The following is a 16,762-nucleotide window of genomic DNA, read 5'->3' on the forward strand; positions in this document are numbered from 1 at the left end:
GCTGCAAAGGTCATACAGGGACGTAAGGAGAAAAATGACCTATGTCATTAATAAAAGAGACAAAGGTCTTCTATAGAATTCCAAGCCCGCGATACCTTTGTGCAGGGTTAAGGCTACTGAAAGCGGCTATACCTGAACCACTCTTATATAATATGGAGATATGAAAGAAGCAGGCGAGGCATCTCAATCCGGTAGCTCCCAGGAGATAGCTTTACTCACTACGAATCTTACCACCCTGGCCCTTGAACTAAAGGGCGAGGAGAACTGGCAAAAAATAGGGCGGGGGTCCAGGACGATCCTCAAGTCCGAAGCGTTGCGCATCCTGCTGAACGTGATGCAGGCAGGTTCCGAAATAAAGCCGCACCAGGCTCCGGGTCCCATCAGTGTACAGGTAATCGAAGGCCGCATCAGATTCAGCACCGATGAGGAGTCGGTGGAGCTTGCCAAAGGGCAGATGCTGACGCTGCAGCCACATGTAAAGCATCGTGTGGAGGCACTGGAAGAGGCAACCTTCCTGCTGACCGTTTCGCCGCATCCTTCCAAAGCTGAAGCAACATGATCTTCGGCCTAAAAGGATTCAAAGCCCCACATGCATTTTTTAAATACTAAAACGCAAAAGATGACAAAGGTCACTATTAAAAGAGATAAAGGTCTTTTATTAAAGAGCACACCAGGAATACCTTTGTATTGTAAATGAAAGCCAAACAGTACCCAGTAAAGAGGAGTTCAGCACTTGAAAAAAGCACCAAAAACAGGATCTGGCCCTCACAGTGCAAAACAGTAAAAACCATGAAATCCAAAAAACAAAAAACAACCATCATGAGATCAATCAAATCCGCTGCTTTACTTTTCCTTGCTGCTCTGGTATTCTACAGCTGCTCTTCTGACAACACCGCCACTACTGAAACAACACAGGAGTCAGGTCTGGCCCATCAGGCACCAGCCGCCCCAGTAGAGGATGACGGAAAAGGTATAGGACCCATCACAACAGTTGAAGTAGGCGCAGAAGTAGACGAGGCACTGGCCGCTGAGGGTAAATCCATTTTCGAGGGCAAGTGTTCTGCCTGCCACCAGCTGTCTGACCAGAAGATTGTAGGCCCTGGCTTGCTGGGAGTTACAGAAAAACGCAAGCCGGAGTGGGTGATGAACATGATCATCAACCCCGAGGAGATGACCAAGAAAGACCCTACCGCCAAGAAACTGCTGGCTGAGCACTTAACCCAAATGACCAACCAGAACATTAACGAGACAGATGCCAGAGCACTTCTGGAGTTCCTGCGTCAGAACGACAAAAATTCATAATTAAAAAAACAGCATAAACCATAACCACGATGAAATCATTATTCACCACCATCAAAAAAGCGGCTCCTGCTGCGGTGTTTACGCTGGCACTGGCCGGCGGAGCGGTCCTGCAGGGTTGCAGCAGCGGACCCGGCGAAGGTAGTGCCACGGCGGCTGGTGTTGCGTCGGATGCTGCGCAGGCAGTGTACGTAGCACCTGGCAAGCACGACGAGTACTATGCTTTCCTGTCAGGCGGTTTCAACGGACAGATGTCTGTATACGGTCTGCCTTCCGGCCGATTGCTGAAGATCATGCCAGTGTTTACGCAGCACGGCGAGAACGGCTACGGCTATAACGAAGAGTCCAAAGCCATGCTCAACACCTCGCACGGTTTTGTGCCTTGGGATGACCTGCACCACCCGAAACTGTCACGCACCAACGGTATGACCGACGGTCGCTGGCTGTTCGCCAACGGTAACAACACCCCGCGTGTGGCCCGTGTCGACCTGAGCACCTTCGAGACAGTAGAGATCATGGAGATCCCGAACTCTGCCGGTAACCACTGCTCGCCATACCCAACCGACAACAACGAGTACGTGATCGCAGGTACACGCTTCTCTGTGCCACTCGATATGAAAGGCGGAACGGCTGACGTGAGCATGGACGAGTACAAAGACAAGTTCCGCGGTTCTATCTCCTTCATTAAAGTAGACCAGGAGAAAGGCGACATGGAGCTCGACTTCCAGATTCTGGTACCAGGCTTCGACTACGACCTGGCAAACGGTGGCAAAGGCCCGTCTTCTGACTGGGTGTTCTTCACCACCTATAACACAGAACGTTCAGGTTCTTTGAAAGAGCTTGGTGCCTCGCAGAACGACCGCGACTACCTGGCTGCTGTGAACTGGAAACTGGCTGCCAAGTATGCCGCAGAAGGCAAGGCGAAGGAAATGCCAGCGTACTACTACCACAACAAAATGGACAAGGACACACACATCGCCAAGTCTACCATCAAGAAGACGGTTCGTTACCTGCTTCCGGAAGACTGCCCGGGCATGATGTACCTGATCCCGGCGCCTAAGTCACCACACGGCATCGACGTGGACCCAAGCGGTGAGCACATGGTAGTAAGCGGTAAACTGGCTGCCACCATTCCAGTGTTCTCTTTCTCTAAAATGCAGGATGCCATCAAGAACAAGTCTTTCGACGGCGAGATCAACGGTATCCCAGTGTTCAAGTACGAGTCTGTGCTGAAAGCAGAAGTGCCAGAGCCGGGTCTTGGACCATTGCACACCGAGTTTGACGGAAAAGGCAACGCCTATACCTCTATGTTCGTGTCTTCTGAGATCGTGAAATGGAAATTGAGCGACTTCACAGTGGTAGACAGAATGCCGGTATACTACTCAGTTGGTCACTTGATGATCCCGGGTGGTGATACCCACACACCGGACGGCAAGTACCTGGTAGCCATGAACAAGATCACCAAAGACCGCTACCTGCCAACAGGTCCTGAACTGGCACACTCCGCTCAGTTGATCGACATCAGCGGCGAGAAAATGCGCATGCTGCTTGACTTCCCGACCGTAGCTGAACCGCACTACGCACAGGCTATTAAAGCGGAGAAAGTAGCACCGAACAGTGTGAAATTCTACGACCTGGCCAAGAACAAGCACCCACATGCGGTGAAGAAAGAGGCTGACGCCAGCGTGACCCGCGAAGGCAACGTGGTGAGAGTGAAAATGACGGCCATCCGAAGCCACATGACCCCGGACAACATCGAGGGTGTGCAGGTAGGCGACACCGTACTCTTCCACGTGACCAACCTGGAGCAGGACTGGGACGTACCGCACGGATTCGCGGTGATGGGCGCCAACACAGCCGAAACCCTAATCATGCCAGGCGCTACGCAAACACTGCGCTGGGTACCGAAAAAAGCCGGTGTGTTCCCATTTTACTGCACCGACTTCTGTTCTGCACTCCACCAGGAAATGCAAGGCTACATCAGAGTATCTCCTAAAGGCTCTCCTGTACCGATTTCCTTCTCAACAGGCAAAAAGAAGCCTGCCGCTTAACCAACTGGGATAAGCCGGGCAATACAAAAGCGGAGGTTGCCCAAAGCAGCCTCCGCTTAATTTTTAAATTTCACCTTAAACCAAACAAGGATGAAAGCTTACCACAAAGTGCTGATGATGATAGCCTCGCTGTCTCTCGGTTTGTTATTCCTCTTCCCGATGTGGAAGATCTACCTCAAAGCGCCACAGTACCCAGAGGGACTGGAGATGCACATCTGGGTGAACCAGATTTCAGGTGACACAGATGGAGCAATCCAGAACTTCAATATTCTCAACCACTACATCGGCATGGAGCCGATCCACGCCGACTCTTTCGCCGAACTCAAGATCATGCCTTATATCGTCATCTTCTTTATGGTGGCAGGTATACTGGTGGCCCTACTGGGCAATAGAAAACTGGTGCTTTCCTGGGTTGTGCTGCTGATGATAGGCGGTGCGGTAGGTATAGCCGACTTCTACATGTGGCTCAACAAGTTCGGTACCAACCTCGACCCGACCGCTCCGATCAAAGTGCCTGGTATGACCTACGTGCCGCCACTGCTGGGAAACAAAACGCTCCTGAACTTCGAAGCCTTGTCGCTGCCTGCATTGGGTAGCCTTGGAATAGGGCTGGCAGTACTGTTAGCAGGCCTGGTATATTACTTCAGCCGCAATACGGTGCAGGTGAAAACAGCTAAAAAAGTAATGGTATGAAATCGCTTCGCCTATACATGAGCTGCCTGGTGCTACTGGTCATACTACTGCTGGCAGGTTGCCGGGTAGAGCCAAAGCCCATTGCCTATGGTGAAGTGAACTGCACCCACTGCCAGATGACCGTGTCAGACAACCGGTATGGCGCAGAGATGGTCAACGACAAGGGCAAACCGTTCTTCTTCGATTCAGCCGAGTGCCTGGCCCTATACCTGCACCAAAACCCGGATCAGGTGGAGAATGCCGCCTATGTGCTGGTGACCGACTTCACAAAACCGAATGAATTGATTGACGCCCGTAGCGCCAATTTTATACAGAGCAAAGAACTTCCAAGTCCAATGGGCATGTTCCTGACCGCTGTGTCGGACCAGGCCACGGCCACTAAAATGCTACAGGAAGTAGGCGGTCGCCTGCTGAACTGGGAAGAGGCTCTGACAGCCGTACAGAATCATGAAAAACCTGAGTAAATACCTAGTAGTTTGGACAGCATGCACTTTGGTGTGGTTGCTAAGTAGCCCTTCGGCACTCGGCGACACGCTAAAGGTGTGTACCACCTGCGAGTACCACTCCGTTAAAGAGGCCGTGCGCCAGGCGAAAGCCGGTGACATCGTGCTCGTGGACGGGGGTGTGTACAAAGAGTCAGGTATAGAGATCACTCAGCCCATCAGTTTAATCGGGCGCAACAATCCAGTTATTGACGGCCAGAACAGCGGCCAGATCATCACCATCAAATCTTCCAATGTGAAGTTGGAAGGCTTCACGGTACAGAACGTAGCCGTGAGCTACATGCGCGACGATGCCGCCATTCGGGTGGCAGACCACGAGAACATTCAGATCCTCAACAACACAGTGCTTAACACCTACTTCGGGATATACCTTCAGAACGCTGACAACAGCGTGGTGAAAGGCAACGTGGTGAAAGGGGAGAGCACCGGCAAGATTGAATCGTCGCTGGGCAACGCCATACACGTGTGGCGCACCGACGGAGCCGAAATAAGCAACAACAAAGTAGAGGGTCACCGCGACGGCATCTATTTCGAGTACGTGACCAACAGCCGGGTTCACCAGAACATCAGCGAGCGCAACAACAGGTATGGCCTGCATTTTATGTTCTCGGACGGCAACGTGTACACCCACAATATTTTCAGCAAGAACGGGGCCGGTGTGGCGGTGATGTATACCCGCAACGTGCGCATGGAGCACAACACCTTCGAGGACAACTGGGGGGCAGCTGCCTACGGACTACTCCTGAAGGATATCTCGCAAAGTGTGATCCTTAACAACACGTTCCGCCGAAACACCACCGGCATCTACATGGAGAGTTCCAGCCGGCTCGATATCTCCAGCAACGATTTTGACCGCAACGGTTGGGCCATACGGCTGCTGTCGAGCTGCATTCAGGATACCTTCCGGCTCAACAACTTTACCGGCAACTCCTTTGATGTGAGCACCAACGGAAGCCCGACCATGAACCTGTTCGAGCACAACTACTGGGACAAATACGGTGGCTACGACCTTGACAAAGACAAAACAGGCGATGTGCCTTACCGGCCGGTGAGTCTGTACTCCATGCTGGTAGAGCGGGTGCCGCCTTCGGTGATGTTTATGCGCAGTTTTATGGTAGACCTGATGGACAGCATCGAGAAAGTTCTGCCGAGTTTTATACCTGAGAGCCTGGTTGATGACCGACCTCAAATGAAGAAGATAAATCATGATAGCGATAGAAAACTTGTCCAAAACCTACGGTAAGCTAACCGTACTAAAAGACCTGACAGTAAATTTTGACGGTGGCCGTGTAGTATCCATCATCGGCCCGAACGGCGCAGGCAAGACCACCATGAGCAAGTGCATCCTGGGCATGGTGCTGCCCGACAGCGGCGAGATCAAATTCAACGGCGAAAGCGTGCTCAAAAAGCACGCCTACCGCAGCCAGATCGGCTATATGCCCCAGATCGGCAAGTACCCGGAAAATATGAAAATCCGGCAGGTGATCGAGATGGTGCGCGACATCCGTAAAGACGCCACCGTGATTGACGAAGAACTGATAGGCCTCTATGGCCTCCAAAATATGTATGACAAAAGAATGGGCTCCCTGTCGGGCGGCACGAAGCAGAAAGTGAGTGCGGCACTTGCCTTCATGTTCGACCCGCAGGTGCTTATTCTCGATGAACCGACCGCCGGCCTCGACCCGATCTCGGCGGAGATACTCAAGTGTAAGATCCTGAAGGAAAAGAAAAAGGGCAAGCTTATCCTAATCACGTCGCACATCATGAGCGAAGTGGAGGAGGTGGCCGACGAAGTAATGTGCCTGATGGACGGCGCGGTGAAATTCCACGACACGATTTCCGGTATCAAGCAAAACACCAACGAGGAGCGCCTGAGCCGTGCCATTGCCAAAATTATGAATGAGGAGGACTAGACCATGAACAAGATCATCAAATACGTACTTTATGATATCGTGCGCAGCAAGATCGTTGTCGCTTATACCTTGTTTCTGCTCTTGCTCTCGATCGGGTTGTTCAACCTGGGGGGCAGCGCCGACAAGGGTCTGCTGAGCCTGCTGAACCTGGTGCTTTTGACGGTGCCGCTCATCAGCATCGTCTTTGCCACCACCCACTTCTACAACTCCTATGAGTTCATGGAGCTGCTGGTCTCCCAACCCATCCGGCGCAGCAAGATCTTCCTGAGCGAGTACCTGGGCGTGTCCCTCTCGCTGTCTGCCGCCTTTCTGATCGGGGTGGGTATACCTGTGCTGCTGTTCGCTCCCGGGGCCACAGGTTTGTATTTGGTGCTCACGGGCCTGTTCATCACCTTCATCTTCGTAGCCCTGGCCTTTCTGGCCTCGGTCATCACCAGAGATAAGGCCAAAGGTATAGGTATAGCCCTGATGCTGTGGTTCTACTTTGCCCTGATCTATGATGGCATCGTGCTCTTTATCCTCTACTCCTTCGGCGACTACCCGCTCGAGTACGCCACCCTGGCGCTCACGGCCCTCAACCCGGTGGACCTGGGTAGGGTGATGGTGCTCCTAAACCTGGACGTCTCGGCCATGATGGGCTACACGGGGGCTCTCTACAAGAGCATCTTCGGCAGCGGCTGGGGCGTGGGCATCGCCTTTGTCGTGCTCGTGCTCTGGGTGCTCGTGCCGCTGCTCACCTCCCGTAGGGTCTTCCAGAAACGGGATTTGTAGGGCAGAAAATGCCGCAGTTGCTGCAAAAAATAAATTGATATTGTTTGCGCGCAGAAGAGCGCAGGTCGAAAGGCCTGCGCTCTTCTGCTTTACAGGATCTAGGCTTTTTGCAACTGTTACAGGAGATGCTCTACTTCCTTGCCTAATGCTTCAGGTAGAAGGTATAGTGCTGAAAATTAAGCTATAAGAATGTGCTGGTTGACGTCAGCAATAACCTCCAAATCAAACCGAAGGACCTATGGTGCGTACACAATCGCAGTATTGTTTAACAGTAATCCAACTTAACCACCAAAACTATGACAAATCAGTCTTATTCATTAAACAACTTTCTGCGGAATATTTTGCTTGGATCTATGAGGTATGGCGTAGCGGCCCTTTTCTGTGGCACGATGCTTTTTAGCTGTTCATCAGGCGACAATGAAAAAAATGCTACTGAGGCACAGGAGCAGACCGGGCTGGCACACCAGCAGGAACAGGCTCCCGTAGAGGATGATGGCAAAGGTATAGGACCCGTTTCTTCCATTGAAGTAAGTGAGAACATAGATGATGCCCTGGCGGCTGAGGGGAAGACCATATTTGAAGGGAAATGTTCTGCCTGCCACCAGCTCACCGATCAGAAAATTGTTGGCCCGGGCCTGCTGGGTGTAACAGAAAAACGCAAGCCGGAGTGGATCATGAACATGGTGATCAACCCGGAGGAAATGACCAAGAAAGACCCCACCGCCAAAAAGCTTCTGGCTGAGCACCTGACGCAAATGACGAACCAGAACATCAACGAGCAGGACGCACGCGCTATACTGGAGTTCTTACGACTGAATGATCTCCAGGCACAAGGAAAATAACTAAACCCCAAAAATCATGGAAGTACTTGACCCTATTTCAAGACTGATAGCACCCAGGCTAGGCTTCATGCTTATGCTCATAGTGGGTGTGGTACTACAGGGATGTGGAGGTGGAGATGAGAGTAAGAAATCCGATGTGGTAGACTCTGAGGCCTCGGCCGCAGTTTATGTTCCACCAGGACAGCATGATGAATACTATTCCTTCCTTTCCGGAGGTTTCAACGGGCAGGTATCGGTCTACGGCCTTCCTTCCGGCCGACTGCTTAAGGTGATTCCTGTTTTCTCACAGTTCGCCGAGAACGGCTATGGCTACAACGAGGAATCAAAGCCAATGCTGATGACCTCCCATGGTTTTGTGCCTTGGGATGACCTGCACCACCCGAAGCTGTCGCGCACCGATGGTTTAGCGGATGGCAAGTTCCTGTATGTGAATGGCAATAACACGCCACGTGTGGCAAAAGTTGATCTGGCAACCTTCGAGACAGTAGAGATCATGGAGATCCCGAACTCTGCCGGTAACCACTGCTCGCCATACCCGACCAACAACAACGAATACATTCTGGCAGGCACCCGCTTCTCGGTTCCACTCGATCTGGAAAAAGGGGGGATGGGAGATGCCAGCCTGGAAGAATACAAAGATAAGTTCCGGGGATCTATCTCTTTCATCAAAACAAACGAAGAGGATGGCCACATGGAGCTGGACTTCCAGGTGCTGGTGCCAGGCTTTGACTATGACCTGGCCAACGGTGGTAAAGGTCCTTCTGAAGACTGGGTGTTCTTTACTACTTACAACACGGAGAAATCCCGCACTTTGAAGGAGCTTGGGGCATCGCAAAACGACCGCGACTACCTGGCGGCCATCAACTGGAAGCTGGCAGCCAAGTATGCCGCCGAAGGCAAGGCGCATGAGATGCCAGCCAACTATTACCACAATATAAAAGACCATGGTTCGCACCAAGCTAAGTCTAATGTTATAAAGAAAGTCCGTTACCTGCTGCCGGAAGAGTGCCCGGGCATGATGTACCTGATCCCGGCGCCCAAGTCGCCACACGGCATCGACGTGGACCCAACAGGGGAGTACATGGTGGTGAATGGTAAGCTGGCGTCGTCATTGCCGGTGTTCTCTTTCTCTAAAATGCAGAAAGCCATTGAAAACAAAGATTTTGACGGCGAGGTGAACGGTATCCCGGTATTCAAATACGAGTCTGTACTGTATGGCGAAGTAAAAGAGCCGGGTCTGGGACCATTGCACACCGAGTTCGACGACAAAGGCAACGGTTACTCGACCATGTTCGTGTCGTCGGAAGTGGTGAAGTGGAACGTGAAAGACCTGCAGGTATTGGATAGAATTCCGGTCTACTACTCGCCGGGCCACCTGATGATTCCGGGCGGCGATACCAAAGAGCCGAACGGCAAGTACCTGGTGGTGATGAACAAGATTACCAAAGACCGCTACCTGCCAACCGGACCCGAACTGGTGCACGCTGCCCAACTGATCGACATCAGCGGGGATAAAATGAGGCTGCTCCTTGACTTCCCGACCCTGGCAGAGCCACATTACGCGCAGGCTATTGCAGCGGATAAGGTGGCTCCGAACAGTGTCAAGTTCTACAAATTGGGAGATAACACCCACCCGGATGCTGTGAAAAAAGAGTCTGACGCCAGTGTGACGCGGCAGGGTAGGACAGTAAAAATTAAAATGACCTCGATCCGAAGCCACTTTACTCCAGACAACATCGAAGGTGTGCAGGTGGGCGATACCGTCATATTCCATGTGACTAACCTAGAGCAGGACTGGGACGTACCGCATGGCTTCGCTGTGATGGGCGCCAACAACTCTGAGACCCTGATCATGCCGGGCGCCACGCAGTCGCTGCGCTGGGTGCCGAAGCAGCCGGGCGTATATCCGTTCTACTGTACGGACTTCTGCTCGGCCCTTCACCAGGAAATGCAAGGCTACGTGCGGGTGTCACCGAGGGGATCTAATGTCCCTATAAAATTCTCGACTGGCGAAAAGCGACCGGTACCTCCGGCCCAGGCAAGTGTAAATTAAGATTAGCTGATTGTGAAAGACAGCGGAGTTTGTTAAAACCAGGCTTCGCTGTCTTTTTATACCTCCTCACTAAAGGTAAAAGATGCGCATATACCTGAGAATACTGATGGTAGTGGCAGCTTTGTCACTCGGTACACTGTTTTTCCTTCCGATGTGGAAGATATACCTGGAGGCGCCACAATACCCCGAGGGGTTAGAGCTACACATCTGGATAGACAAACTGGGCGGTAGTTCGGAGAGCGTACTGCAGAATTTCAACATCTTGAATCACTACATCGGGATGAAGCCGATTCATGCTGAATCATTTGCCGAGCTGAAGTATATGCCCTATATTGTCATTTTCTTTATGGTGACAGGCGTGATCGTGGGGCTACTCGGTAAACGAAAGCTGGTGCTGCTCTGGGTTGTTCTGCTGGCCATAGGTGGCGCTGCCGGCATCGCCGATTTCTACCTCTGGCTACACAGGTTCGGCACCAACCTCGACCCGACTGCCCCCATCAAAGTACCAGGCATGACGTACATCCCGCCCTTGCTGGGACACAAAGCACTACTCAATTTCAATGCGCTCTCGCTGCCCGCCTGGGGTAGCATTGGCATCTTCCTGGCTCTCGTCATAGGCGGACTCGTATACCTACTGAGCAAGCGTAAAATCAATTCCACTTAACCCGAAAATCTACGACATGTTACACAAACACACCCTTTACACACTGAGCCTCCTACTCTTACTAATTGGAGCGGCGGGCTGCTCAGTGGAACCTAAACCTGTGCCCTATGGGGAGGCTAATTGTACCCACTGCCAGATGACCGTGTCGGACAACAGGTATGGCGCTGAACTGGTGAACGACAAAGGCAAGGCTTTTTACTTCGACGCGGCCGAGTGCCTGGCGTCCTATACCCTGGAGCATAAAGAAATAAGTGACAAAGCAGCTTATCTGCTGGTAACAGACTTTGCCAACCCGAATACACTCATCGAGGTGGACAAGGCGCATTTCCTGCAAAGCACCGAGCTGCCCAGCCCCATGGGCATGTTCCTGACGGCTGTGGCGGATGAAGCCACGGCTACTAATATGCAACAAGAGTATGGAGGCCGCCTGCTGAACTGGGAGGAGGTTAAACAAGCTGTAAGAAATAATGAGAAACCCGAGTAAACATATCATCATCTGGACGGCATGCGCCTTTGTACTGCTGCTGACGAGCCTGCAGGCTGTTGGCGGCACACTAAAGGTGTGCTCTACCTGCGAGTACCGCTCCGTGAAAGCGGCCGTCAGCAAGGCCAAAGCCGGCGATGTGGTGCTCGTGGACGGGGGCACGTACAAAGAGTCTGGTATAGAGATCACTCAACCCATTCGCCTGATCGGGCAAAACAACCCGGTGATTGACGGCCAGAACAGCGGGCAGCTCATCACGGTGGCTTCTGACAATGTCACCATCCAGGGCTTCACGCTGCAAAACGTGGCCACCAGCTATACCCGCGACGACGCCGCTATCCGGGTCAGGCAGCAGAACAACATCCGGATACTGAACAACACCATCCTGAAAACCTACTACGGGATATACCTGCAGTACGCAGACAGCATCGTCATTAAAGACAACGTGATAAAGGGGGAGAACCTGGGCAAGACGGAGTCTTCGCTTGGCAACGCCATCCACCTGTACTACACAGATGACGTGCAGATCATCGGGAATGATGTGCAGGGCCACCGGGACGGCATCTACCTGGAGACGGTGAAGAACAGCAAGGTGCAGCGTAACACCAGTCACCAGAACATGCGCTACGGCCTGCACTTCATGTTCTCGGATAACAACGTATATACCCATAATACTTTCCAGAAGAACGGTGCCGGCGTGGCGGTGATGTATACCACCAACGTCCACATGGAGTATAACACCTTCGAGGACAACTGGGGCGCTGCCTCCTACGGACTGCTCCTGAAAGAAATAAACAACAGTTTTATTCACAACAACATTTTCCGGCGCAACACCACCGGTATACACATGGAAAGCTCCAGCCGCCTGGATTTCAAAAACAATGATTTCGAGCGCAACGGCTGGGCAATCAAATTGATGACCACGTGTATAGACGATACCTTCCGGCTGAACAACTTCACAGGAAACTCTTTTGACATCAGTACCAACGGGAATGCACAGCACAACTACTTTGAGCACAACTACTGGGACAAGTACACGGGCTACGACCTGGATAAAGACGGCATAGGCGATGTGCCGTACCGGCCGGTGAGTCTGTACTCCATGCTGGTAGAGCAGGTGCCACCTTCCATCATGTTCATGCGCAGCTTTATGGTGGATCTGCTGGACAACATGGAAAAAGTAATGCCGAGTATCATTCCCCAAACCCTGGTTGACGAACAGCCGCTAATGAAGAAGATAGATCATGATAACAATAGAGAATTTGTACAAGTCCTACGGCAAACTGCAAGTGCTCCGTGGCGTGAGCGTTGAGCTCGAAAAAGGTAAAGTAATATCCATCATCGGACCGAACGGTGCAGGCAAAACCACCATGAGCAAGTGCATCCTGGGCATGGTGCTGCCCGACAGCGGCGACATTAAAATGAATGGCGAGAGCGTGCTCAAAAAACACGCCTACCGCAGCCAGATCGGCTACATGCCCCAGATCGGCAAGTACCCCGAGAACATGAAAATCCGGCAGGTGATCGAGATGGTGCGCGACATCCGTAAAGAAGATGCTGTGGACGAAGAACTGATCGGTTTGTACCGGCTGGAAGAAATGTATGACAAGAGAATGGGCTCCCTGTCGGGCGGCACGAAGCAGAAAGTGAGTGCCGCGATTGCCTTTCTTTTCGACCCGGAGGTTCTGATTCTCGATGAACCCACCGCCGGCCTCGACCCGATCTCGGCGGAGATACTGAAAGGCAAAATCCTGAAAGAGAAAAAGAAAGGCAAGCTGGTGCTCATCACCTCGCACGTGATGAGCGAGATTGAGGAAGTGGCCGATGAGATACTCTGCCTGGTAGACGGCAATGTGATGTTTTATGAAACTATTTCTGACCTGAAGGCGCAAACGCAGGAAACACGCCTGAGCCGCGCGGTTGCTAAAATCATGAAAGAAGGGAGAGTGCTATAAGCCATGAACAAGATCATCAAATACGTTTTGTATGATATCGTGCGCAGCAAGATCGTTGTCGCTTATACCTTGTTTCTGCTCTTGCTCTCGATCGGGTTGTTCAACCTGGGCGGCAGCGCCGACAAGGGCCTGCTGAGCCTTTTGAACCTGGTGCTGCTGACCGTGCCGCTGATCAGCATCGTCTTTGCCACCACCCACTTCTACAACTCCTATGAGTTCATGGAGCTGCTGGTCTCCCAACCCATCCGGCGCAGCAAGATCTTCCTGAGTGAGTACCTGGGCGTGTCCCTCTCGCTGTCTGCCGCCTTTCTGATCGGGGTGGGTATACCTGTGCTGCTGTTCGCTCCCGGGGCCACGGGGCTGTACCTGGTGCTGACGGGGGTGTTCATCACCTTCATCTTCGTAGCCCTGGCCTTTCTGGCCTCGGTCATCACCAGAGATAAGGCCAAAGGTATAGGTATAGCCCTGATGCTGTGGTTTTACTTTGCCCTGATCTACGACGGCATCGTGCTCTTTATCCTCTACTCCTTCGGCGACTACCCGCTCGAGTACGCCACCCTGGCGCTCACGGCCCTCAACCCGGTGGACCTGGGCAGGGTGATGGTGCTCTTAAACCTGGACGTTTCGGCCATGATGGGCTACACGGGCGCTCTCTACAAGAGCATCTTCGGCAGCGGCTGGGGCGTGGGTATTGCCTTTCTAATACTCGTGCTCTGGGTGCTCGTGCCGCTGCTGATCTCCAGAAGGGCCTTCATCAAAAGAGACTTGTAGGGCAGGTAGACAAGTTACTTATCTAAGATACACCCCACAAAAAGTCCCCGCCTTGCGAAAGGCGGGGACTTTTTGTGATTATTGTGTTACTGTTGATTGGTACCGGTTGTGTTCGATATAGTGTCTACTTCGAAGGCCGCGGTGTCGTCCTCCATGTCAAGCTGCGGGCTTACCTCCTCACCAGCTCCTATCTCTACGCTTTCATCTATCGTTTCGGCGTCGCGAGTATTGGCGTCATCGGCGGTGTCGCGTGTGGTATTGTCAGAACTGCAGGAGAAGAAGAAAATCCCAACAAAAATTATAAGTGTCTTTTTCATAGTCGTACGAAATGGTTTGAACTCTCTAAAACGATTTTAGAACCGCTTCGTTTCAAAGGATCTTGCTGAAAACCAGTTACAACCTGCTTGGGAAGACACAAGAAAACCACCCTGATCATGGCATTAGCCAGGCGAACAGGGCGGTTTTGAAGGAAAGGATTCTCAGCTACACATTATCCGCAGCATACCACTCCGCAAACGACTTCTCCGTTTCCCAGAGCTTGAGGCTGTGCAACGCCACGTACTCCGGCAGCAAGTGCCTGATGCGCTGTTTGAAATCGATCAGCATGTTCTCGCAAGTTGGCTGAAACGGGGTGAGCACCAGTTTATGCTCCAGGTGGCGCAGTGCCTCCACCAACTCCAGCGACGCGTCCTGACGGAGCAGCAAGGCATGGTCGATCGGGTCGATGAGGGTTTCCTGCACTATCTTTTTGAGGTCCTTGAAATCCATCACCATGCCGTCATTCGGGTGCGTTTCGCTCACGATGGGAGTGCCGATAATGGTTACCTCCAGCCGGTAAGAATGCCCGTGAATGTTGCGGCAACCACCCTTGTAATTCTGGAGGGCGTGCGCGGCTTCAAACGTGAACAGGCGTGTTAATCGTATTCTACTCATAATGCTCTATACCTTCTGATTGGCCACTTGCAACTGATCTTCGGCCTCCAATAATTCATCCAGTAGCAGCATGCGCTTCTCCAACTGGTCTTTGAAAAGGGTCGGCACTAGTTCCTTGTAATAAGCGATGCCATGCTGCAGGTTCTGCCAGAAATTCTGCAGGTATTTTTCCTGCTTATCGGTCATGGTTTCCTGCAGTTCGGCCTTCTTGTTTTTCCAGTATTGCACGTACATAGTAAGCTCGTTGATGAACACATGCGGACGATAGGTGTTGTTCAACACATTCACACGGCCGTAGATATGGTCGACCATCTCCTGCAGCTTGAAAATGTTGGAGAAGTAAGCCAGGTTCGGACCCGGGCAAATGGCAACCGGACGTGAAGCAACGGCCTTGCGGCTGATGCCAAACTTTAACAGGGCGGTGTTGGCCAGGCCTTCGCAGAGGCATTCTTTTTCCAGCACTTTGGCTTCTGCCGCTTTGTATTCGGCTTCCGGCATGCCCATACCTTGCAGCTCTACCAGTTTGTTGCGCTGGTACTTGCGGGAGGCCGTGCAGATGGGCTCTTTGGTGAACTCAGTGTTGGACACCAGGTGCTTCTTTTCGCAGGGACTGCCTGGTTTGCCTTTTTCGATACGCGCCAGCGTAAGCGCCTCGGAACTGGTGCCGCGCATGGAATTAAAAGGCACACCAAGTGGGGAGATCGGGCTCAGGTATAGGTCTTCTTTTTTGGCACGCGCCAGCTTTTCCATGGTTTCCGCGTCGACGGTTGTGGCTTCAGGAACGAGCAAAAACGGAGTGCCCCAACCTGCGGCGTCCATGCCGTAGTGCTCCAGCAAAAAGTTATGCTCATCTGATGTGCCGATGCCGCCCTGCACGGTGATGTGCATAGTGGGCGCAGTTTCAGGTATAGTGTATCCTTTGGCCGCAAGGTTTGCGCTGAACAAGGTATAGAGCTCGTCCTGCATGGTCTGTCGGTTTTGTTTGAATTCTTCCAGGATCGGTCCGAGCAAATAGCCGTCTGTAGCAAAGGCGTGGCCGCCACAGTTCAAACCAGATTCAATGCGGAATTCCGATACCCAGATGCCTTTTTTAGCCAGGATCTTGCCCTGCACGAAAGCCGAGCGGTAGTCGCTCACTTTGATCACCACCTGTTTTTGCAGAAAGCCATTTTTGTCGGGGAAGAAGCAAGGGAACTGCTCGAGGTAGCTGTAGAGACGCATGTTCATACCGGCCGAGAAAATCACCGAAGCATGTACCGTGCTTTTGGCAAAACCACGCAGTGCGGCCAGCGCGTCGGAGTACTCGGATGGCAGCGGGTTGCCGTCTTTGTCGTAATTGGTTTTGTCGAGCTTGGTCATGATGTTCACATCGATGCTGCCCGGCACCACGGCATGGCGCAACTCGTCCTGCATGATCTTTTTCAGCTCCGGGTTACTGGTCTGCAGCATTTTTCTGTACATCGCCTTCAACGGGGCATTGTCTGGCAGCAGCAAAAAATACTTGGTCAGGCGCGACTCCGAATCAAAGGGCTCTTGTTTCAGCGCCTGTACCTGGAGTTTCACGATGCGGTCGGCCAGGTTGAGGTAGGCCGTAATGCGACGGGCGCGGTAGTCTTCTTCTTTCTGCGAGATCGGCGTGAACGGCTCCTGGTATACCTGGCTGTAATACTCACGCATCTGCTCGATCAGCGTATCGTCGCTGAGCGAGACAACCGAAGAGATGCCATACTGCGCCACTTTCATAGGCGAGTCGATGGAAAAGGCCAGGCCCATTACCGGGATGTGGAAGGTGTGCGGTGTGTTTTTGATCATGAATGAAAAATGCTGTAT

The 16,762-nt window shown here is 52.3% G+C and carries 18 protein-coding genes; 15 read left to right on the forward strand and 3 right to left on the reverse strand.

The window, feature by feature from the left end:
• Positions 1–160 precede the first annotated feature (160 nt).
• The 15 genes from Q4E40_RS16530 to Q4E40_RS16600 all read left to right on the forward strand — a co-directional run bounded on the left by Q4E40_RS16530 (position 161) and on the right by Q4E40_RS16600 (position 13,999).
• Positions 161–559, forward strand: a complete 399-nt coding sequence (locus Q4E40_RS16530) for a cupin domain-containing protein (RefSeq protein ID WP_303413705.1) — start codon at positions 161–163, stop codon at positions 557–559.
• 260 nt (positions 560–819) lie between these two features.
• Positions 820–1,302 carry a c-type cytochrome gene (locus Q4E40_RS16535; protein WP_303413706.1) on the forward strand — a complete coding sequence of 161 codons (483 nt, stop codon included), beginning with the start codon at positions 820–822 and terminating at the stop codon, positions 1,300–1,302.
• Between the two features lie 29 nt (positions 1,303–1,331).
• Complete coding sequence (gene nosZ, locus Q4E40_RS16540) at positions 1,332–3,350, forward strand: Sec-dependent nitrous-oxide reductase (protein WP_303413707.1); 2,019 nt, start codon at positions 1,332–1,334, stop codon at positions 3,348–3,350.
• A gap of 90 nt (positions 3,351–3,440) precedes the next feature.
• A complete protein-coding gene (locus Q4E40_RS16545; RefSeq protein WP_303413708.1) occupies positions 3,441–4,043 on the forward strand; it encodes a hypothetical protein in 603 nt (200 codons plus the stop codon).
• Positions 4,040–4,507 (forward strand): nitrous oxide reductase accessory protein NosL, encoded by a 468-nt coding sequence (locus tag Q4E40_RS16550; RefSeq protein WP_303413709.1) that lies wholly within the window; start codon positions 4,040–4,042, stop codon positions 4,505–4,507. Before Q4E40_RS16545 ends, Q4E40_RS16550 begins: the two co-directional genes overlap by 4 nt.
• Before the next feature lie 31 nt (positions 4,508–4,538).
• A complete protein-coding gene (locus Q4E40_RS16555) occupies positions 4,539–5,789 on the forward strand; it encodes a nitrous oxide reductase family maturation protein NosD (RefSeq protein WP_303413752.1) in 1,251 nt (416 codons plus the stop codon).
• Complete coding sequence (locus Q4E40_RS16560) at positions 5,752–6,459, forward strand: ABC transporter ATP-binding protein (RefSeq protein WP_303413710.1); 708 nt, start codon at positions 5,752–5,754, stop codon at positions 6,457–6,459. Before Q4E40_RS16555 ends, Q4E40_RS16560 begins: the two co-directional genes overlap by 38 nt.
• 3 nt (positions 6,460–6,462) lie before the next feature.
• Positions 6,463–7,230: an ABC transporter permease subunit gene (locus Q4E40_RS16565; protein ID WP_303413711.1), complete on the forward strand. Its 768-nt coding sequence runs from the start codon at positions 6,463–6,465 to the stop codon at positions 7,228–7,230.
• A gap of 296 nt (positions 7,231–7,526) precedes the next feature.
• Positions 7,527–8,072, forward strand: a complete 546-nt coding sequence (locus tag Q4E40_RS16570; RefSeq protein ID WP_303413712.1) for a c-type cytochrome — start codon at positions 7,527–7,529, stop codon at positions 8,070–8,072.
• 16 nt (positions 8,073–8,088) lie between these two features.
• The gene (gene nosZ, locus Q4E40_RS16575; RefSeq protein ID WP_303413713.1) at positions 8,089–10,125 is read left to right on the forward strand and encodes a Sec-dependent nitrous-oxide reductase; all 2,037 of its coding nucleotides are present in this window, start codon (positions 8,089–8,091) and stop codon (positions 10,123–10,125) included.
• An 82-nt stretch (positions 10,126–10,207) separates the two neighbouring features.
• Positions 10,208–10,789, forward strand: coding sequence for a hypothetical protein (locus Q4E40_RS16580; protein WP_303413715.1), 582 nt, complete (start codon positions 10,208–10,210; stop codon positions 10,787–10,789).
• Positions 10,790–10,805: 16 nt separating this feature from the next.
• Positions 10,806–11,273, forward strand: a complete 468-nt coding sequence (locus Q4E40_RS16585) for a nitrous oxide reductase accessory protein NosL (RefSeq protein ID WP_303413716.1) — start codon at positions 10,806–10,808, stop codon at positions 11,271–11,273.
• Positions 11,257–12,585, forward strand: a complete 1,329-nt coding sequence (locus tag Q4E40_RS16590) for a nitrous oxide reductase family maturation protein NosD (protein WP_303413717.1) — start codon at positions 11,257–11,259, stop codon at positions 12,583–12,585. Before Q4E40_RS16585 ends, Q4E40_RS16590 begins: the two co-directional genes overlap by 17 nt.
• Positions 12,518–13,228, forward strand: coding sequence for an ABC transporter ATP-binding protein (locus tag Q4E40_RS16595; protein WP_303413718.1), 711 nt, complete (start codon positions 12,518–12,520; stop codon positions 13,226–13,228). Before Q4E40_RS16590 ends, Q4E40_RS16595 begins: the two co-directional genes overlap by 68 nt.
• Before the next feature lie 3 nt (positions 13,229–13,231).
• On the forward strand, positions 13,232–13,999 hold the full coding sequence (locus tag Q4E40_RS16600) for an ABC transporter permease subunit (protein ID WP_303413719.1): 768 nt from the start codon (positions 13,232–13,234) through the stop codon (positions 13,997–13,999).
• Between the two features lie 86 nt (positions 14,000–14,085).
• Here the strand turns inward: Q4E40_RS16600 and Q4E40_RS16605 are convergent, their stop codons facing one another.
• From Q4E40_RS16605 to Q4E40_RS16615, 3 genes are all read right to left on the reverse strand, one after another.
• Positions 14,086–14,316, reverse strand: coding sequence for a hypothetical protein (locus Q4E40_RS16605; RefSeq protein WP_303413720.1), 231 nt, complete (start codon positions 14,314–14,316; stop codon positions 14,086–14,088).
• Between the two features lie 166 nt (positions 14,317–14,482).
• Positions 14,483–14,932: a 6-pyruvoyl trahydropterin synthase family protein gene (locus tag Q4E40_RS16610; protein ID WP_303413721.1), complete on the reverse strand. Its 450-nt coding sequence runs from the start codon at positions 14,930–14,932 to the stop codon at positions 14,483–14,485.
• A 6-nt stretch (positions 14,933–14,938) separates the two neighbouring features.
• Positions 14,939–16,744 (reverse strand): hypothetical protein, encoded by a 1,806-nt coding sequence (locus tag Q4E40_RS16615; RefSeq protein ID WP_303413722.1) that lies wholly within the window; start codon positions 16,742–16,744, stop codon positions 14,939–14,941.
• Positions 16,745–16,762: the final 18 nt, after the last annotated feature.

The organism is Pontibacter coccineus (genome assembly GCF_030546575.1).
Taxonomy (GTDB): Bacteria; Bacteroidota; Bacteroidia; order Cytophagales; family Hymenobacteraceae; genus Pontibacter; species Pontibacter coccineus.